Source organism: Alkalibacterium sp. f15 (genome assembly GCF_049389645.1).
Classification (GTDB): domain Bacteria; phylum Bacillota; class Bacilli; order Lactobacillales; family Carnobacteriaceae_A; genus Alkalibacterium.
In genome coordinates this window covers 439,407-457,605 of the sequence record NZ_CP186540.1, presented here as the reverse complement: position 1 = coordinate 457,605, position 18,199 = coordinate 439,407, and the positions used below count along the sequence as shown (strand labels likewise).

The 18,199-nt window shown below is 40.9% G+C and carries 8 protein-coding genes, 19 tRNA genes, 3 rRNA genes and 1 riboswitch; all 30 genes read left to right on the top strand.

Translation table 11 applies throughout. From position 1 onward, the window contains the following. Nucleotides 1-264 precede the first annotated feature (264 nt). The 30 genes from ACO1PF_RS02360 (at nucleotide 265) to rny (ending at nucleotide 18,125) form a co-directional block, all read left to right on the top strand. A 16S ribosomal RNA gene (locus ACO1PF_RS02360) occupies nucleotides 265-1,818 on the top strand. A gap of 217 nt (nucleotides 1,819-2,035) precedes the next feature. Continuing rightward, nucleotides 2,036-4,944, top strand: a 23S ribosomal RNA gene (locus tag ACO1PF_RS02355). Between the two features lie 114 nt (nucleotides 4,945-5,058). Then, a 5S ribosomal RNA gene (rrf, locus tag ACO1PF_RS02350) occupies nucleotides 5,059-5,174 on the top strand. The 16S, 23S and 5S rRNA genes sit together here with 19 tRNA genes alongside, the layout of an rRNA operon. A 26-nt stretch (nucleotides 5,175-5,200) precedes the next feature. After that, a tRNA-Val gene (locus ACO1PF_RS02345) sits at nucleotides 5,201-5,273 on the top strand. Nucleotides 5,274-5,282: 9 nt separating this feature from the next. Continuing rightward, nucleotides 5,283-5,355, top strand: a tRNA-Lys gene (locus tag ACO1PF_RS02340). 18 nt (nucleotides 5,356-5,373) lie between these two features. Further along, a tRNA-Leu gene (locus ACO1PF_RS02335) sits at nucleotides 5,374-5,455 on the top strand. A 23-nt stretch (nucleotides 5,456-5,478) separates the two neighbouring features. Continuing rightward, nucleotides 5,479-5,551: transfer RNA gene (locus ACO1PF_RS02330), tRNA-Thr, on the top strand. A gap of 7 nt (nucleotides 5,552-5,558) precedes the next feature. After that, nucleotides 5,559-5,630, top strand: a tRNA-Gly gene (locus tag ACO1PF_RS02325). A 34-nt stretch (nucleotides 5,631-5,664) separates the two neighbouring features. Then, nucleotides 5,665-5,750, top strand: a tRNA-Leu gene (locus tag ACO1PF_RS02320). 22 nt (nucleotides 5,751-5,772) lie between these two features. Further along, a tRNA-Arg gene (locus tag ACO1PF_RS02315) sits at nucleotides 5,773-5,846 on the top strand. 21 nt (nucleotides 5,847-5,867) lie between these two features. Continuing rightward, a tRNA-Pro gene (locus tag ACO1PF_RS02310) sits at nucleotides 5,868-5,941 on the top strand. 17 nt (nucleotides 5,942-5,958) lie between these two features. After that, nucleotides 5,959-6,032: transfer RNA gene (locus tag ACO1PF_RS02305), tRNA-Met, on the top strand. A gap of 7 nt (nucleotides 6,033-6,039) precedes the next feature. Continuing rightward, nucleotides 6,040-6,113: transfer RNA gene (locus ACO1PF_RS02300), tRNA-Ile, on the top strand. Nucleotides 6,114-6,136: 23 nt separating this feature from the next. Next, nucleotides 6,137-6,209, top strand: a tRNA-Met gene (locus tag ACO1PF_RS02295). 85 nt (nucleotides 6,210-6,294) lie between these two features. Then, nucleotides 6,295-6,367 (top strand) — tRNA-Asp (locus ACO1PF_RS02290). 15 nt (nucleotides 6,368-6,382) lie between these two features. Continuing rightward, nucleotides 6,383-6,453, top strand: a tRNA-Gly gene (locus ACO1PF_RS02285). A 29-nt stretch (nucleotides 6,454-6,482) separates the two neighbouring features. Then, nucleotides 6,483-6,556: transfer RNA gene (locus ACO1PF_RS02280), tRNA-Ile, on the top strand. A gap of 23 nt (nucleotides 6,557-6,579) precedes the next feature. Beyond that, a tRNA-Ser gene (locus tag ACO1PF_RS02275) sits at nucleotides 6,580-6,668 on the top strand. A gap of 15 nt (nucleotides 6,669-6,683) precedes the next feature. Beyond that, nucleotides 6,684-6,755: transfer RNA gene (locus tag ACO1PF_RS02270), tRNA-Glu, on the top strand. Nucleotides 6,756-6,792: 37 nt separating this feature from the next. After that, nucleotides 6,793-6,882 (top strand) — tRNA-Ser (locus ACO1PF_RS02265). 81 nt (nucleotides 6,883-6,963) lie between these two features. After that, a tRNA-Asp gene (locus ACO1PF_RS02260) sits at nucleotides 6,964-7,036 on the top strand. A 6-nt stretch (nucleotides 7,037-7,042) separates the two neighbouring features. Then, nucleotides 7,043-7,115: transfer RNA gene (locus tag ACO1PF_RS02255), tRNA-Phe, on the top strand. 792 nt (nucleotides 7,116-7,907) lie between these two features. Beyond that, a riboswitch (SMK box riboswitch) is annotated at nucleotides 7,908-7,989 on the top strand. Next, complete coding sequence (gene metK, locus ACO1PF_RS02250; protein WP_423189753.1) at nucleotides 7,987-9,174, top strand: methionine adenosyltransferase; 1,188 nt, start codon at nucleotides 7,987-7,989, stop codon at nucleotides 9,172-9,174. (Overlaps the previous riboswitch by 3 nt.) 88 nt (nucleotides 9,175-9,262) lie before the next feature. Beyond that, on the top strand, nucleotides 9,263-10,519 hold the full coding sequence (gene yfmF, locus ACO1PF_RS02245) for an EF-P 5-aminopentanol modification-associated protein YfmF (RefSeq protein ID WP_423189752.1): 1,257 nt from the start codon (nucleotides 9,263-9,265) through the stop codon (nucleotides 10,517-10,519). Nucleotides 10,520-10,524: 5 nt separating this feature from the next. Beyond that, entirely contained in the window at nucleotides 10,525-11,811 is a 1,287-nt protein-coding gene (gene yfmH / locus ACO1PF_RS02240; RefSeq protein ID WP_423190485.1) for an EF-P 5-aminopentanol modification-associated protein YfmH, read from the top strand. Nucleotides 11,812-12,045: 234 nt separating this feature from the next. Next, nucleotides 12,046-12,966: a helix-turn-helix domain-containing protein gene (locus tag ACO1PF_RS02235; RefSeq protein ID WP_423189751.1), complete on the top strand. Its 921-nt coding sequence runs from the start codon at nucleotides 12,046-12,048 to the stop codon at nucleotides 12,964-12,966. A gap of 71 nt (nucleotides 12,967-13,037) precedes the next feature. Beyond that, nucleotides 13,038-13,625: a CDP-diacylglycerol--glycerol-3-phosphate 3-phosphatidyltransferase gene (pgsA, locus tag ACO1PF_RS02230; RefSeq protein WP_423189750.1), complete on the top strand. Its 588-nt coding sequence runs from the start codon at nucleotides 13,038-13,040 to the stop codon at nucleotides 13,623-13,625. Nucleotides 13,626-13,781: 156 nt separating this feature from the next. Further along, nucleotides 13,782-15,059 carry a competence/damage-inducible protein A gene (locus ACO1PF_RS02225; protein WP_423189749.1) on the top strand — a complete coding sequence of 426 codons (1,278 nt, stop codon included), beginning with the start codon at nucleotides 13,782-13,784 and terminating at the stop codon, nucleotides 15,057-15,059. Nucleotides 15,060-15,172: 113 nt separating this feature from the next. Continuing rightward, on the top strand, nucleotides 15,173-16,273 hold the full coding sequence (gene recA, locus ACO1PF_RS02220; RefSeq protein ID WP_423189748.1) for a recombinase RecA: 1,101 nt from the start codon (nucleotides 15,173-15,175) through the stop codon (nucleotides 16,271-16,273). A gap of 292 nt (nucleotides 16,274-16,565) precedes the next feature. Further along, complete coding sequence (rny, locus tag ACO1PF_RS02215; protein WP_423189747.1) at nucleotides 16,566-18,125, top strand: ribonuclease Y; 1,560 nt, start codon at nucleotides 16,566-16,568, stop codon at nucleotides 18,123-18,125. Nucleotides 18,126-18,199: the final 74 nt, after the last annotated feature.

Here is an 18,199-nt window from a genome sequence, read left to right as displayed (position 1 = left end):
GTAGAGCTAAAGGTAACGCTTACAAACTTTAAATTAATTATAAATAATTTAAAAAAAGTTCTTGACAATCGAATTGAAAGCCTGTAATATTATACGAGTTGACACATCACGTCGTCAGCGATTGAACGAAATAGATCTTTGAAAACTGAACAAAGTAAACAATCAAATGTGCAGGTGTCTTGTGTCCAATTTATTGGGCCAAGGCAACACAAACGAGTTAACATGTTTAACTCGGAATTATGTAACACGAGCTATTTCAAACTTAAAATTGAGAGTTTGATCCTGGCTCAGGACGAACGCTGGCGGCATGCCTAATACATGCAAGTCGAACGATGAAGCACTCTGCTTGCAGAGTGCGGAAGAGTGGCGAACGGGTGAGTAACACGTGGGGAACCTGCCCATAAGAGGGGGATAACATCCGGAAACGGGTGCTAATACCGCATAGGTGATTTTAGCGCATGCTTTAATCATTAAAGATGGCTTCGGCTATCGCTTATGGATGGCCCCGCGGCGTATTAGCTAGTTGGTAAGGTAATGGCTTACCAAGGCATTGATACGTAGCCGACCTGAGAGGGTGATCGGCCACACTGGGACTGAGACACGGCCCAGACTCCTACGGGAGGCAGCAGTAGGGAATCTTCCACAATGGGCGAAAGCCTGATGGAGCAATGCCGCGTGAGTGATGAAGGTTTTCGGATCGTAAAGCTCTGTTGTTAGAGAAGAACAAGAGGTGTAGTAACTGGCACCTCCTTGACGGTATCTAACCAGAAAGTCACGGCTAACTACGTGCCAGCAGCCGCGGTAATACGTAGGTGACAAGCGTTGTCCGGATTTTTATTGGGCGTAAAGCGAGCGCAGGCGGTCTATTAAGTCTGATGTGAAAGCCCACGGCTCAACCGTGGAGGGTCATTGGAAACTGGTAGACTTGAATGCAGAAGAGGAAAGTGGAATTCCATGTGTAGCGGTGAAATGCGTAGATATATGGAGGAACACCAGTGGCGAAGGCGACTTTCTGGTCTGTAATTGACGCTGAGGCTCGAAAGCGTGGGGAGCAAACAGGATTAGATACCCTGGTAGTCCACGCCGTAAACGATGAGTGCTAAGTGTTGGAGGGTTTCCGCCCTTCAGTGCTGGAGCTAACGCATTAAGCACTCCGCCTGGGGAGTACGGCCGCAAGGCTGAAACTCAAAGGAATTGACGGGGACCCGCACAAGCGGTGGAGCATGTGGTTTAATTCGAAGCAACGCGAAGAACCTTACCAGATCTTGACATCCTCTGACAACCCAAGAAATTGGGCTTTCCCTTCGGGGACAGAGTGACAGGTGGTGCATGGTTGTCGTCAGCTCGTGTCGTGAGATGTTGGGTTAAGTCCCGTAACGAGCGCAACCCTTATTGTTAGTTGCCAGCATTCAGTTGGGCACTCTAGCGAGACTGCCGGTGATAAACCGGAGGAAGGCGGGGATGACGTCAAATCATCATGCCCCTTATGATCTGGGCTACACACGTGCTACAATGGATGGTACAACGAGTCGCAAAACCGCAAGGTCTAGCCAATCTCTTAAAGCCATTCTCAGTTCGGATTGCAGGCTGCAACTCGCCTGCATGAAGCTGGAATCGCTAGTAATCGCGAATCAGAACGTCGCGGTGAATACGTTCCCGGGTCTTGTACACACCGCCCGTCACACCACGAGAGTTTGTAACACCCGAAGTCGGTAGGGTAACCCTTAGGGGAGCCAGCCGCCGAAGGTGGGATGGATGATTGGGGTGAAGTCGTAACAAGGTAGCCGTATCGGAAGGTGCGGCTGGATCACCTCCTTTCTAAGGATATTGCCATTAGGGCAAACGGAGCCTACACATTTGATGATTACTTTGTTTAGTTTTGAGGGATAGGTTTCCTTCAATCTTTGTTCTTTGAAAACTAGATAGTTGATTATATAACAAACACAAAAGTTAAGACACAACACCGAAACAAAATAAAACTGAGACCGTCTTGTTTAGACAAGACACTCAGCGCTATAAATACCCTTAACCGTCAGGTTAAGTGAATAAGGGCGCACGGTGAATGCCTTGGCACTAGGAGCCGATGAAGGACGGGACTAACGCCGATATGCTTCGGGGAGCTGTAAGTAAGCTTTGATCCGGAGATTTCCGAATGGGGGAACCCATCACTTTTCATCAAGTGATATATCTGTAGTGAATACATAGCTATGGATAAGGTAACGCAGGGAACTGAAACATCTAAGTACCTGCAGGAAGAGAAAGCAAATGCGATTCCCTGAGTAGCGGCGAGCGAAACGGGAAGAGGCCAAACCAAAAGGCTTGCCTTTTGGGGTTGTAGGACTGGCGACATGGACGAGAGCGAATAGCAGAAATGACTGGAAAGTCATGCGAGACAGGGTGAAAGCCCCGTATGCGACATTCAAACTTGCCTAGCCGGTATCCTGAGTACGGCGGAACACGAGAAATTCCGTCGGAATCCGGGAGGACCATCTCCCAAGCCTAAATACTACCTAGTGACCGATAGTGAACCAGTACCGTGAGGGAAAGGTGAAAAGAACCCCGGAAGGGGAGTGAAACAGCACCTGAAACCGTGTGCTTACAAGTAGTCAGAGCCCGTTAATGGGTGATGGCGTACCTTTTGTAGAATGGACCGGCGAGTGACGATGACATGCAAGGTTAAGCCGAAGAGGTGGAGCCGCAGCGAAAGCGAGTCTGAATAGGGCGTTGAGTATGCCGTCGTCGACCCGAAACCAAGTGACCTACCCATGTCCAGGGTGAAGGTGCAGTGAAATGCACTGGAGGCCCGAACCCGTGTACGTTGAAAAGTGCTGGGATGAGGTGTGGAGCGGAGAAATTCCAATCGAACTTGGAGATAGCTGGTTCTCTCCGAAATAGCTTTAGGGCTAGCCTCGGATAATATGCATCGTGGAGGTAGAGCGACTGTTTGGACTAGGGGCCCTTATCGGGTTACCGAATCCTGATAAACTCCGAATGCCACAGATGTAGATCCGGGAGTCACACTGCGAGTGATAAGATCCGTAGTGGAAAGGAAACAGCCCAGACCGTCGGCTAAGGCCCCAAATTCTTGTTAAGTGGAAAAGGATGTGGGGCTGCTTAGACAACTAGGATGTTGGCTCAGAAGCAGCCATCATTTAAAGAGTGCGTAATAGCTCACTAGTCGAGTGGCCCTGCGCCGAAAATGTATCGGGGCTAAACAAGGTGCCGAAGCCACGGATAGAACCAATGGTTCTATGGTAGGAGAGCGTTCTAAGGGCGTTGAAGCAAGATCGTGAGGACTTGTGGAGCGCTTAGAAGTGAGAATGCCGGTATGAGTAGCGAAAGACGGGGTGAGAATCCCGTCCACCGAATGACTAAGGTTTCCTGGGAAGGCTCGTCCTCCCAGGGTTAGTCGGGACCTAAGCTGAGGCCGAAAGGCGTAAGCGATGGACAACAGGTAGAGATTCCTGTACCAGTCTGCTTTGTTTGAACAATGGAGGGACGCAGAAGGCTAAGATGAGCACGCTGATGGAATAGCGTGTCCAAGCAATAAGTCTGAGAAAGAGTCAAATGCTTTTTCTCGCACGGACAAGTTGTGATGGGGAGGGAATTAGAGTACCGAAGCATCTGATGTCACACTGCCAAGAAAAGCTTCTAGTTAGAAGTAGGCTGCCCGTACCGCAAACCGACACAGGTAGTCGAGGAGAGAATCCTAAGGTGATCGAGAGAACTCTCGTTAAGGAACTCGGCAAAATGACCCCGTAACTTCGGGAGAAGGGGTGCTGACCAATTGGTCAGCCGCAGTGAATAGGCCCAAGCGACTGTTTACCAAAAACACAGGTCTCTGCTAATTCGAAAGAAGATGTATAGGGGCTGACACCTGCCCGGTGCTGGAAGGTTAAGAGGAAGGGTTAGCTTCGGCGAAGCTCTGAATTGAAGCCCCAGTAAACGGCGGCCGTAACTATAACGGTCCTAAGGTAGCGAAATTCCTTGTCGGGTAAGTTCCGACCCGCACGAAAGGTGTAACGATTTGGGCACTGTCTCAACGAGAGACTCGGTGAAATTATAGTACCTGTGAAAATGCAGGTTACCCGCGACAGGACGGAAAGACCCCATGGAGCTTTACTGTAGTTTGATATTGAGTGTCTGTACAGCTTGTACAGGATAGGTAGGAGCCTATGAAGCCAGGACGCCAGTCTTGGTGGAGGCGTTGGTGGGATACTACCCTCGCTGTATGGCCACTCTAACCCACGACCGTTAACCGGTCGGGAGACAGTGTCAGATGGACAGTTTGACTGGGGCGGTCGCCTCCTAAAATGTAACGGAGGCGCCCAAAGGTTCCCTCAGAATGGTTGGAAATCATTCGTAGAGTGTAAAGGCAAAGGGAGCTTGACTGCGAGACCTACAAGTCGAGCAGGGACGAAAGTCGGGCTTAGTGATCCGGTGGTACCGTATGGAAGGGCCATCGCTCAACGGATAAAAGCTACCCTGGGGATAACAGGCTTATCTCCCCCAAGAGTTCACATCGACGGGGAGGTTTGGCACCTCGATGTCGGCTCATCGCATCCTGGGGCTGTAGTCGGTCCCAAGGGTTGGGCTGTTCGCCCATTAAAGCGGTACGCGAGCTGGGTTCAGAACGTCGTGAGACAGTTCGGTCCCTATCCGTCGCGGGCGTTGGAGATTTGAGAAGAGCTATCCTTAGTACGAGAGGACCGGGATGGACATACCGCTGGTGTACCAGTTGTCAAGCCATTGGCATCGCTGGGTAGCTATGTGTGGAAAGGATAAACGCTGAAAGCATCTAAGCGTGAAGCCCCCTTCAAGATGAGATCTCCCATTCCTTTAAGGAAGTAAGACCCCTGAAAGATTATCAGGTAGATAGGCTGGAAGTGGAAGCGTAGTGATATGTGGAGCGGACCAGTACTAATCGGTCGAGGACTTAACCACCAAAGGTGGGATAAGGGTATGATGTGGAGTTGTGTTGACTCCTTTGTGTGTGTGTAAGATCAACTATCTAGTTTTGAGAGAACAAGGTTCTCATCTAAATAAGAAGAGTCACTGTGCGGTGGCGATGGCGGGAAGGATCCACCTGTTCCCATTCCGAACACAGCCGTTAAGCTTCCCAGCGCCGAGGATAGTGAAGGGTTTCCCTTTGTGAAAGCAGGACGTTGCCGTGCAGCTCTTTTATTTTTATAGATTACCCGGAGGTTTAGCTCAGTTGGGAGAGCATCTGCCTTACAAGCAGAGGGTCAGCGGTTCGAGCCCGTTAACCTCCATTTTTTCAAGAGCCGTTAGCTCAGTTGGTAGAGCATCTGACTTTTAATCAGAGGGTCGCTGGTTCGAGCCCAGCACGGCTCATATAGCATAGAGAAACTAGCGGATGTGGCGGAATTGGCAGACGCACTAGATTTAGGATCTAGCGCTTCACGGCGTGGGGGTTCAAGTCCCTCCATCCGCATGAGTGTTTCTCATTAATATTTAGCCGGCTTAGCTCAGTTGGTAGAGCAACTGATTTGTAATCAGTGGGTCGAGGGTTCGATTCCTTTAGCCGGCATCTTCGTGCGAAAGTAGTTCAGTGGTAGAACATCACCTTGCCAAGGTGGGGGTCGCGGGTTCGAATCCCGTCTTTCGCTTTCCAATTCTCATTGTTAATCAATGGTATCCCATGCCGGGGTGGCGGAATTGGTAGACGCACAGGACTTAAAATCCTGCGGAGAGTATTCTCCGTGCCGGTTCGACTCCGGCCCTCGGCATTATCTATATTATTTAGATGGAGCACCCTTAGCTCAATTGGATAGAGTACCTGACTACGAATCAGGCGGTTAGAGGTTCAAGTCCTCTAGGGTGCATGCAACACGTAACAAAAAGTACGGGAAGTGGCTCAGCTTGGTAGAGCACCTGGTTTGGGACCAGGGGGTCGCAGGTTCGAATCCTGTCTTCCCGATTTATTAAAGTTAAAATGGCGGTGTAGCTCAGCTGGCTAGAGCGTACGGTTCATACCCGTGAGGTCGTGGGTTCGACTCCCTCCGCCGCTATGGAAGCGGACCTTTAGCTCAGTTGGTTAGAGCAAACGGCTCATAACCGTTCGGTCGCAGGTTCGAGTCCTGCAAGGTCCATTTTAATAATATTTTACTATTATCGCGGAGTAGAGCAGTTGGCAGCTCGTCGGGCTCATAACCCGGAGGTCGCAGGTTCAAGTCCTGCCTCCGCAATTACCATGATTGTTGACGCTTTAAAGTTTACATAAATGGTACACTTGGACGATAGTCCAAAGTTTATCGTATAGAGTTTTCAACTGGTCCCGTAGTGTAGCGGTTATCACGCCTGCCTGTCACGCAGGAGATCGCGGGTTCGAATCCCGTCGGGACCGTTAAGAAAAAGATATGCGGGTGTAGTTTAGTGGTAAAACCCCAGCCTTCCAAGCTGACGTCGGGAGTTCGATTCTCCTCACCCGCTTTATACAAATTGTATAACAAAGTCATTTAGGGCCTATAGCTCAGCTGGTTAGAGCGCACGCCTGATAAGCGTGAGGTCGGTGGTTCGAGTCCACTTAGGCCCATTTATATCAATTTTTATTGATATGGGGAAGTACTCAAGTGGCTAAAGAGGCGCCCCTGCTAAGGGTGTAGGCCGGTTTCGCCGGCGCGAGGGTTCAAATCCCTCCTTCTCCGTTTTTTTATATTTTAGGCCCCTTGGTCAAGTGGTTAAGACACCGCCCTTTCACGGCGGAATCACGGGTTCAAATCCCGTAGGGGTCATCAAACAACACTTAGGTGTTGTTTATTAATTTCACATGGAGGATTACCCAAGTCCGGCTTAAGGGAACGGTCTTGAAAACCGTCAGGCGTGTCAAAACGCGCGTGGGTTCGAATCCCACATCCTCCTTTGTTATGGCTGTTGGCGCTTTAGCTGTTACGGCCATGATACATTTGGGAAATCCCACAGTGTAAACTATATTTTTTTGATGGTCCCGTAGTGTAGCGGTTATCACGCCTGCCTGTCACGCAGGAGATCGCGGGTTCGAATCCCGTCGGGACCGTTTTTTGGCGCAGTAGCTCAGTTGGTAGAGCAACGGATTGAAGCTCCGTGTGTCGGCAGTTCGACTCTGTCCTGCGCCATAGCTAATGCGAAAGTAGTTAGTATTGAAACCATAATTCTACGATCTACGGTCGGGAATTTCATGTTGCATTGTATTCGAACAGACAAAAGAGACGTTAAGTAATGGTGTAACCGCCATTTCCTAATGTCTCTTTTTTATTTTCTTACTTGCTATTGTTGTTTAAATGTTTTTGAACGATTTTCAACAAGAAAAATAGAACTGTGATCGTTGAAAAGATATTCAATGATATAGACAGGGATAAATAACGCAGCTGGAAGTAATATGAAAGAAGATTAAGAATGATTATAAGCACATATGTATACAGAAAAGTATACATATGGTTCAATTTAAAATGCATAAACATGAATTTAGTTTGTATGAAAAACGATAAAATAAGAAGAATCGGGAGAGCGAGTAAAGAATAACTTAAGCTGAAATAGGAGATGATTCCAATAATCAATAAGATTGAAAGTACTATTTTTTCGTTTGAATATAGAGGTGGTTTATTTTTTGCGATCCAATAATTTTTTAGCCATATATTAGTATATATATAGATTGCTAATCCCAAAATGGGTAGTAAGGTTATATCAGTGAGCAGTTGTGCAAAAGAAACTCCGACTATGCTGGAAGTTATAGGATAAAGCTTATCTCTTTTGGAAAAGGTATTATAGTCCGTCACTCAACCACTACTTTCATAAAACAATATTTTTAATTATTTTACCACAAATTCATATTGAACAGAAGATAAGCTTGATTAGAGAAGATTCTACGAATTTCAATGATTCTTTTATCGTTATATGTTAAAATGATAAAGGTTTACAAAGAATTCCCGATAGGACGGCCACAACCGGTCGGAAGCCTTGTAACCGATAAAACAAGGGGGAATAATAATGACGGAAAAAAGATTATTTACATCAGAATCAGTGACAGAAGGGCACCCTGATAAAATAGCAGATCAAATCAGTGATGCAATCTTGGATGACATATTATCTAAAGATCCGGATGCTCGTGTGGCTTGTGAAACAATCGTAACAACTGGATTGGTTTTAATCGCCGGCGAGATTCGCACGGAAACTTATGTCGACATGCAAAAAGTTGCTAGAGATACAATCAGGGAAATTGGCTATACGCGTGCAAAGTACGGCTTCGATGCTGATACCTGTGCTGTCCTCGTGTCTATTGATGACCAATCACCGGATATTGCGGTGGGCGTCGACGACTCTGTTGAATACAAGTCGGAAAATCATGATGAACTAGATAAAATAGGGGCTGGAGATCAAGGATTGATGTTCGGCTATGCTACTAATGAAACAGAGGAGTTAATGCCACTTCCTATATCTTTAAGTCACAAATTAACAAGACAATTAGCAACTGTAAGAAAAAATAAAGAGCTTAGTTATCTGAGGCCAGATGGTAAAGCACAAGTTACAGTAGAGTACGGGGAAGATGAAAAACCTTTTCGTGTAGATGCAATCGTGATTAGTACACAACATCATCCGGATATAACGATTGAACAATTAAAAGATGATATAATAGAAAAAGTAATTAAGCCAGTTATTCCAGAAAAATATTTGGATGGGGACACGAAGTATTATATCAATCCAACAGGTCGCTTTGTAATAGGAGGTCCTCAAGGAGATGCCGGATTGACAGGTCGGAAAATTATAGTAGATACGTATGGTGGATATGCTCGTCATGGCGGAGGAGCCTTCTCGGGTAAGGATGCTACTAAAGTTGATCGTTCTGCAAGTTATGCAGCAAGATACATTGCTAAAAATATTGTTGCAGCTGATTTAGCTGATAAAGTAGAAGTTCAACTGGCTTACGCCATTGGTGTTGCACAACCAGTATCCATTTCCATCGATACATTTGGAACGGGTAAAGCTTCCAATACACTATTGATCAATGCGATAAGACACATATTTGATTTAAGGCCAGCAGGGATTATCAAGATGTTGGATCTTAAGCGGCCAATCTATAAACAAACTGCTTCTTACGGTCATTTTGGCAGGACAGATATTAAGTTACCATGGGAAGAAACAGATAAAATCGAGCAACTATTAAAGTTTGTAAAATAAAGTGGTGAAAATACAGGATTTCTTTTGAAATCCTGTATTTTTTTATCATTTTAAATGTATTAATAAATATACATTATGGAGGAGTAAAATGGTGAAAATTGGGGAAGGGATACATTTACATATTCTGCCAACTAAAAAGTTTAAAACAATATCTATCCAATTTAGGTTTAAAACACGACTTCAAGAAAAAAAAGTAACTAAACGTGCTCTTTTAGCGAATCTAATGGATATCAATAGTAAGCTTTATCCAACTCAAATTGATTTTAGAAGAAGACTCAGTGAATTGTACGGAGCTAATTTTTTTACAGACGTGGCTAGATACGGGAATTACCATGTGTTGTCATTGAACATAGAATGTGTTGATGAAAAAGTTATAAATGAGACTGGGATAGTTGATGAAGTAATGAAATTTTTATATCAGGTCATCTTTTTTCCTAACGTGATTGATGGACATTTTCAAGAAGCAACTTTTAATAGAGAAGTGGATAAATTGAGAGATGAATTCGCATCACGGTACGATGATAAAGCAGTATATGCTGAAGACAAGCTGAATAATCTGTATTTTCACACTAGAGAGCAACAGATGACAAGTTATGGACAAGAGTCTGATTTAAACGATATAACTCCCACAAATCTATTTGATACTTATTTGGAGATGCTGAATGAGGACCAACTAGATATATATGTAGTTGGCAATATTACAGAGTCTACTATATTGAGAACGTTACATCCATTCGATTTCAAGCCCCGTGAATTAATAAATGAGAATCCTTTTTATGAAGATGATAAAAACAAGCCATTTGTTAAAAAAATAGAAACGCAAGAGATCAATCAGACATTGTTAACAATGGGATTGAAAACGCCAATATATTATCATAATCAGTATTATTATGCGGGATTGATCTTCAACGGTCTTCTTGGTGCTATGCCTCATTCTAAATTATTCCAAATCGTGAGAGAAAAAGAAAATTTAGCTTATTCTATTTCAAGTGAAGTGGATGTGTATAGAGGCTTGTTATTTATTTACGCAGGTATTGAGAGTGAAGAAGTCGATAACGTGCAATCAATAATATTGGATCAATTAGAAGAGATAAAAAATGGTCTCTTCTCAGAGAATGAAATAGAACAAACAAAAGAAGTTATTAAAAACGAATTATTTCAAATAGATGATACCCCATATTCCATGGTAGAGAGAGCCTTTAGTTTAGAATTAATTGGACGAGAACATTTGTCATTAAACGAGTGGATCGAAAAGCTGGATTCAGTTTCAAGAGAAGAGATCATTGATTTAGCTGGATTAATAGATCTTAAAGCAACTTATATATTAATTGGAGAGAATAATTAGTGGACATGAAAGCATATAAACACTTAGAAGAAAATATTTATACTGAAAAATTGGAAAATGGGTTACAAGTGAAATTAATACCAAAAAAAGAGTATAAAAAGATATACGCTGTACTATTTGTCGACTTTGGTTCTGTAGATCAAATGTTTATCCCAAGAGGAGAATCTGAATATAAAATCTTCCCTTGTGGTATTGCTCATTTCTTGGAGCATAAACTATTTGAAACGAAAGATGGTGATGTTTCAAATATATTTTCTTCTCAAGGAGCATCAGTAAATGCATATACGAGCAATACAAAAACTGCTTATATGTGTTCTTTCACATCTAAGTTACAACAGAATATCGATGCTCTTTTAAATTTTGTTCAAACTCCTCATTTTACACAACGTTCAGTGGAAGATGAGAAAAGCATCATCACTCAGGAAATACAGATGTATAAAGATGATCCTGACTGGAATTTATCTCTGGGTTTAATTGAAAATCTATATCCAAAACACCCCTTGCGAATAGATGTGGCTGGTACAGTTGAAAGTATCCAGTCTATTGATGTTGGAATGCTGATGACAAATTATGATACCTTCTATCATCCTAGCAATATTCAATTGATCTTGATAGGGAATTTAATTCCGAACGAAGCCATAAAATACGTCAAAGAGAATCAAGAACCAAAAACGTTTCTACCTCCTGTAGCTATCGACCGTTCATTTCCTGATGAGTCTGAAACCGATATTCTAAAATATAGAGAAACACAATTTCCAGTAAACATACCTAAAGTGTTAGTAGGTGTGAAAGGTGATAAATACAATTTAAAAGAAAAAGCAGCACTTCGACATATAATTAAAATGGAAATTCTGTTAGACTTACTCTTTGGTGACACATCGTCAACATACTTATCTTTGTATAATGATGAATTAATTGATGATAGCTTTAGTTTCGATTATATTTTTGAAAGAAGTTTTGATTATGTCAGCATAGGTGGAGACACTAAGTTTCCTGAAAACTTAGCTTCGAGCATTAAACATGTTTTGCTTGACGATGAATGGAGTCAAGATATGACAATTGAGCATTTTTCTCTGATCAAGAAAAAATTAACTGGTCAGTACATTCAAGAGTTAAATTCATTAGAATCTATTGCCCATAAGTTTGTAGAATTACCCTTTGAAGAAATCACGATTTTTGATAGCTTATCTGTACTGGAGTCTATTACATTTGAAGAGGTTAAAAACATTGCACGTGATTATTTTAAAGAAGAAGCAATATCTGTGTTCTCAGTCAAACCTCATAACAGTTAATCCAATTCGATTTGCTGACAAAAACCAATAAATTATTTCACTATAAACAAATATAATCTTTACAAAAAAGTACTGAGCTTTAATTATAATCCTGCAGATACTCTATACTCACTTAATTTCGTATGGTATACTTTTCAAGGATAGGTATTAGCTTGAATAAATAATTTATAATAAAAAAATTTTAATTCGAACTATATATTTCGCGAAAGAATTATGCTAGGTAGGTGGAATTGATTGAACGAAATAGGAGATAAACTTAAAGAAGCTAGAAAAGCTAAGGGATATACCTTAGATGACTTACAACAAATGACTAAAATACAAAAAAGATATTTAATTGCCGTAGAAGAGGGCAATCTAGAAGTATTACCGGGGAATTTTTACGCACGGGCGTTCATAAAGCAATATGCTGATTCTGTCGGTTTGAATGGGGAAGCTTTAATTCAAGAACATATGGATGCTTTACCTCAGACTCAAAATAATACGAGTTATACAAAAAGTGTTGATAAATCTCAAACAAGATCAAAAAGTAAAAAAAGTGGGTTTGTTGCCACACTAAGAGACAGCTTACCGACACTGCTGATTATTATATTAGTGATAGCTATAATTTTCGCTATTTATTTGGCTGTTACAACGGTTGATAATTCTGATTTCGACTCGTTTATTAAGGAAGATGAGTCAGCGTCTGTCATTGAAGTAGATGATAATGAAGAGGCGATCATCGGTGAGGATGAAGACGAAACAACGAATGAGGAAGAAAATCAAGATGATATAACGAACCAAGAAGAAGATAGCGAAGAAAATTCTGATGATGAAGAAGAAACTGACGAAAAGCAAGCAATAGATGAAACAACTAGCACGGATACAGCCACAACCTATTCAATATCAGGTAATCATCCGTCAGAACAGCAAGTGGTTTTGACATCTGAAGGTGGAGATTCCTGGGTAAGTATAACCGTTGATGGTGAAACAGCGAATCAAGGATTGATAGAAGACGGAGAATCACTTATCACTAGTTTTGATGATACAGCATCAAACATTGCTATTGTTATTGGAAATGCATCTACGACGAGCATTTTATTGAATGATCAGGAGGTTCCTTACAAGTCTTCAGGAAATGAAAAGGTCCGACAAGAAGTGTTTTTAGAATTTGAATAAACAAATAATTTAGACCAGTGTTTAATGACTTGACATCTGGTCTTTTTTTTAGGAATGTGGAGGTTTTAAGCGTGAATTTACCAAATAAAATAACTCTTTTTCGCATATTTTTGATACCAATATTTATAATCATCTTAATTATTCCGTCTGATTGGGGATCCATCGATGTCTTGTCTTCGACCATTGAACTCAATCATTTAATTGCCGCACTAGTTTTTTCCGTAGCCAGTTTTACTGATTGGTTGGATGGATATTTGGCCAGAAAGATGAATATTGTCTCCAATTTCGGTAAATTTGCAGATCCTTTGGCAGATAAAATGTTGGTCATGACTGCTTTAGTGTTTTTAATTGAGTTATCATTAGCGCCGGCCTGGATCGTAGCCGTTATCGTTTCCCGTGAGCTGGCTGTTACTGGATTGCGTCTGTTGTTAGTAGAACAGGGTGGGCAAGTTATGGCAGCAGCCTGGCCCGGCAAAATAAAAACAAACACTCAAATGCTAGCTATCATATTTCTGTTTCTAGACGATTTCCCTCTTGCCTTAACTGGAATACCAGTAGGCACAGTGTTGTTGTATATTTGTCTGTTTTTCACAATCTATTCTGGTGTTTTGTATTTCAATGAAGCACGGTTTGTCTTTAAAGGAACATTTTCAAGCTAAACCCATAACTTAATCAAAAAGCTTAAGAAGTTTGATATAACTTTTTAAGCTTTTTTTAGTATTTATAGTTTAAACCCGTAAAAAAATAGGGATATAATAAAATAAAAAAGTGAGAATTTTTTTAACTAGTCAATAGTTATAGTAGGAGGAATCGCTTTGCGAGCTGTAATCATTTCAATTGGAACAGAACTTTTATCAGGACAAGTCGTTAATACAAATGCTGCTTTTATATCAAGAGAGCTAGTCGCTTTGGGCATAGATGTTTTTTATCATGAAACTGTAGGGGATAATCCGGATCACTTAAAGGAGGCCATTAAAAACGCAGAAGAACGAGTGGGTCTAATTATAATATCAGGTGGTTTAGGGTCAATGGAAGATGATATTACAAAGCAGACACTCGTTAATCATTTAGCTAGAGACTTAAGGCTGGTTGAAGAAATAGGAAAGAATAACATCACCTATCAAAAAAGTTCGTACTTTGAAATGTCAGAAAATAATCAGTTGCCAACTTCAATAACAGTAGAATCAATACCACTGGAAAATGATGCAGGTCTAGTAGTTGGAATGATATTGAATCATAATGACCATCAATACGTTTTATTACCAGGACAACCGGACGTTCTACGATTTGTGGTAAAAAAACATTTAAAGGATGAATTAATTAAACTGGTTTTAACTGAGCAGATTTTAGTGTCCCGTGTTTTAAGATTTTTCGGTATAACGCAAGCACAAGTAACTGAAAAAATTGAGTCTATAGTTAAAGCAGTAACAAACATGACAGTTGCTATAAATACAGATGAAGGGGACATTACTGTAAGATTAACTGCAAAAGGAGAAACCGAAGAGGATGGAAATGAAGCAATCAATAAGATAGAAGCACAAATTACTGCTCGATTATCAGATTATTTCTTTGGCTATGGAAAAAAGAGATTGAATGAAGTAGTAAGAGATTTACTTTTGGAAAAAGAATTGACTATTACAGCTGCAGAAAGTTTAACTGGAGGTGCATTTATAAGCTCGCTTTCTTCTGACAGTTCTGCTGGATCAGTATTTGAGGGTGGGATAGTCACCTATAGCTCTGATAAAAAAAATAAAATACTGAAAGTCACTGAAGAGACGATCAATAAATTTGGAGTAGTGAGTCCAGAATGTGCAATCGAAATGGCAGAAAAATCAAGAAAGATGTTTAATGCTGATATTGGTGTAGGTCTAACGGGCGTAGCGGGTCCGAGTTCCATAGAAAATCAGAGTCCAGGAACGGTATGGATTGGCCTCTCATATAAAGGGGAAAAATCCTTTGCTAAACACTTTCATTTCAAATATAAACGAAACGAAAACAGACGTTCGGCTGTGCTCAATGCACATGAATTAGTTAGACGTATGTTACTAGATAAACCAATTGATAATCGGGTTTATTTTCAAGAAAACAGCTAAAGCGAATAAACGTTCGAAAAATGCTTGATTTTTTTTGTTGTGAAGGTTAAAATATAAAGAGTGAAGATAACAAAAACACGTATGAGATAGTTAAAATTGTAGGAGGAAAATAAATGGCAGATGATCGCGCAAAAGCTTTAGAAGTAGCATTAAAAAAAATAGAAAAAGCATATGGTAAGGGCTCTATAATGAAAATGGGAGAGAAAATTGATACGCAGATAAAATCTGTTTCCAGTGGCTCCTTGGCATTAGATGTAGCGCTTGGAATAGGTGGCTATCCTAGAGGGAGAATCATTGAAGTTTATGGACCGGAAAGTTCGGGTAAAACAACCGTGGCTCTTCACGCTATAGCTTCAGTACAAGCCAATGGCGGTATTGCTGCATTTATTGATGCCGAGCATGCCTTAGATCCTAAATATGCTAGTGCACTAGGCGTAAATATTGACGAATTACTCCTATCTCAACCTGATACCGGCGAACAAGCACTAGAAATCACTGATGCATTAGTCTCAAGTGGAGCAGTTGATATCGTTGTTATTGACTCAGTGGCGGCGTTAGTGCCTAGAGCAGAAATAGATGGCGAAATGGGAGATACCCATATTGGCTTACAAGCCCGTTTAATGTCACAAGCACTACGTAAATTATCTGGATCAATCAATAAAACCAAAACCATCTGTTTATTCATCAATCAAATCCGTGAAAAAGTTGGTGTAATGTTCGGTAATCCAGAAACAACCCCTGGTGGTCGTGCACTGAAATTTTATTCTACAGTTCGTTTAGAAGTAAGACGTGGAGAATCCATTAAGATGGGGACTGACATGACTGGTAACCGTACTAAAATTAAAGTAGTTAAAAATAAAGTGGCGCCACCATTTAAACTTGCTTTGGTTGATATTATGTACGGAGAAGGGATTTCACAAATCGGTGAAATAGTGGATATGGGAGCTGAAGTAGATATTATCGACAAGGCTGGTGCATGGTACTCATATGGCGATGAAAGAATTGGTCAAGGAAGAGAAAATGCAAAACAGTATTTAAAAGACCATCCTGATCTTAGAGCTGAAATTGAGAAAAAAGTTAGAGCTGCATTCGGCGTCGGTGATGAAGAAGCAGTCCAAGTAGAAGAAAAAGCAAAAGAGCCAAAAGAAGCAAAAGAGCCAAAAGAATCAAAAGCAAAAGAGCCAAAAGAGGTAAAAGCTTTGAAAGCAGACTAGCGTAATTAAATTAAGTTGAATTTCCATGTTCAGACTTTTCTGAAACAGAAATTCAACTTTTTTAATTAAATAGTTAAATGGGTTATAAATGCTAATTCATTTATAACTAGACTAAAATAAAAACTATGTTGACAGAACATGCAAAGAACTATAAAATTAGTGTAGTATGTTTCTTTAATTTATAAAGTAAACGTCATCGTGTACTATAACTAAAATACGATATTATCAATTAATGAAATATCTGATTATTTTTTATTGCATGAAAACTAAATAATGATACGGAGGTGATTAGATGGACATACTTTCAATAGCCTTCGCTATCGTTGCTTTAATCATTGGTTTAGTCTCAGGATCTTATATTACGAAACAAAGCTTTGAAAAAAGATTAGCTAATTCTAAACAAACAGCTGAAGACATTATTGAAGACGCAAACAAAGAAGCTGAAACTCTGAAAAAAGAAGCGTTGCTGGAGGCAAAGGAAGAAATCCATTCTTATCGAACAGAAGCAGAGTGGGAGCTAAAAGAACGTCGATCTGAAGTGTCTCGACAAGAAAGTAGAATTGCGCAAAGAGAAGATAACTTAGAGCGTAAAGAGACTACTATAGATAAAAGAGAAAGTTCATTGCAAAGCAGAGATGATAAATTGTCTGCTCGTCAGAAAAAAGTGGAAGAGCTGGAGCAAGCTGCAAAAGATTTATTAGAAGAACAAAACGAAAAACTTCTAACTATTGCAGGTTTATCAGAAGAAGAGGCAAAATCTGTCGTGCTCAAACAGACCGAAAAAGAGTTAACTCGTGAAATGGCCATCATGGTAAAACGTTTTGAGGATCAGGCAAAAATGGATGCTGATAAAAAAGCGAAAAACATTGTCACTCAAGCGATTCAACGCTGTGCTGCTGACCAAGTTACAGAGTCAACTGTTAGTGTAATCAATTTACCGAACGATGATATGAAAGGTCGTATTATCGGTCGTGAAGGACGCAATATCAGAACACTTGAAAGTCTAACAGGTATGGACTTGATTATTGATGACACACCTGAAGCTGTCATACTAAGTGGATATGATCCAATTAGAAGAGAAACGGCTAAAATGGCTTTGGAAAAACTGATTTCTGATGGACGCATTCATCCAGGTAGAATTGAAGAGGCTGTAGAAAAGTCACGTAAAGAAATGGACGAACGAATCAGAGAAATTGGTGAAGAAGCCATGTTTGAACTTGGTATTCACTCCATTCATCCTGATTTAATGAAAGTTGTCGGACGTTTGCACTTTAGAACAAGTTATGGTCAGAATGTATTGAATCATTCAATTGAGGTCGCAAAACTTGCTGGTGTAATGGCTGCAGAACTAGGCGAAGATGTTCAATTAGCAAAACGTGCCGGATTACTTCATGATATAGGGAAAGCTTTAGATAGTGAAGTTGAAGGTTCGCATGTTGAAATCGGAGCTCAATTAGCTATGAAGTATCAGGAAAATGAAACTGTTGTTAACGCGATTGCATCCCATCATGGTGATGTTGATCCAACATCAGTCATTGCTGTCTTAGTCGAATCGGCAGATTCTATTTCGTCTGCAAGACCAGGAGCAAGAAGTGAATCCTTAGAGAATTATTTACAAAGACTTGGTAATCTAGAGAGAATCTCTAATAGCTTTAAAGGTGTCAAAGAAAGTTATGCGATTCAAGCTGGTCGAGAAATACGTATTATAGTTAAGCCAGATGAATTGGATGACAGTATGGCATCCAAATTAGCGAGAGATGTACGTAAACAAATCGAAGATGATATGGACTATCCTGGACATATTAAAGTAACGGTGATACGCGAAACTAGAGCAATTGAATATGCTAAGTAAAAGTTAATTATAAAACCAGTCAATGAAGATTTTCTTCTTGACTGGTTTTTTTTCAGCTGTTTTTATTCAAATAG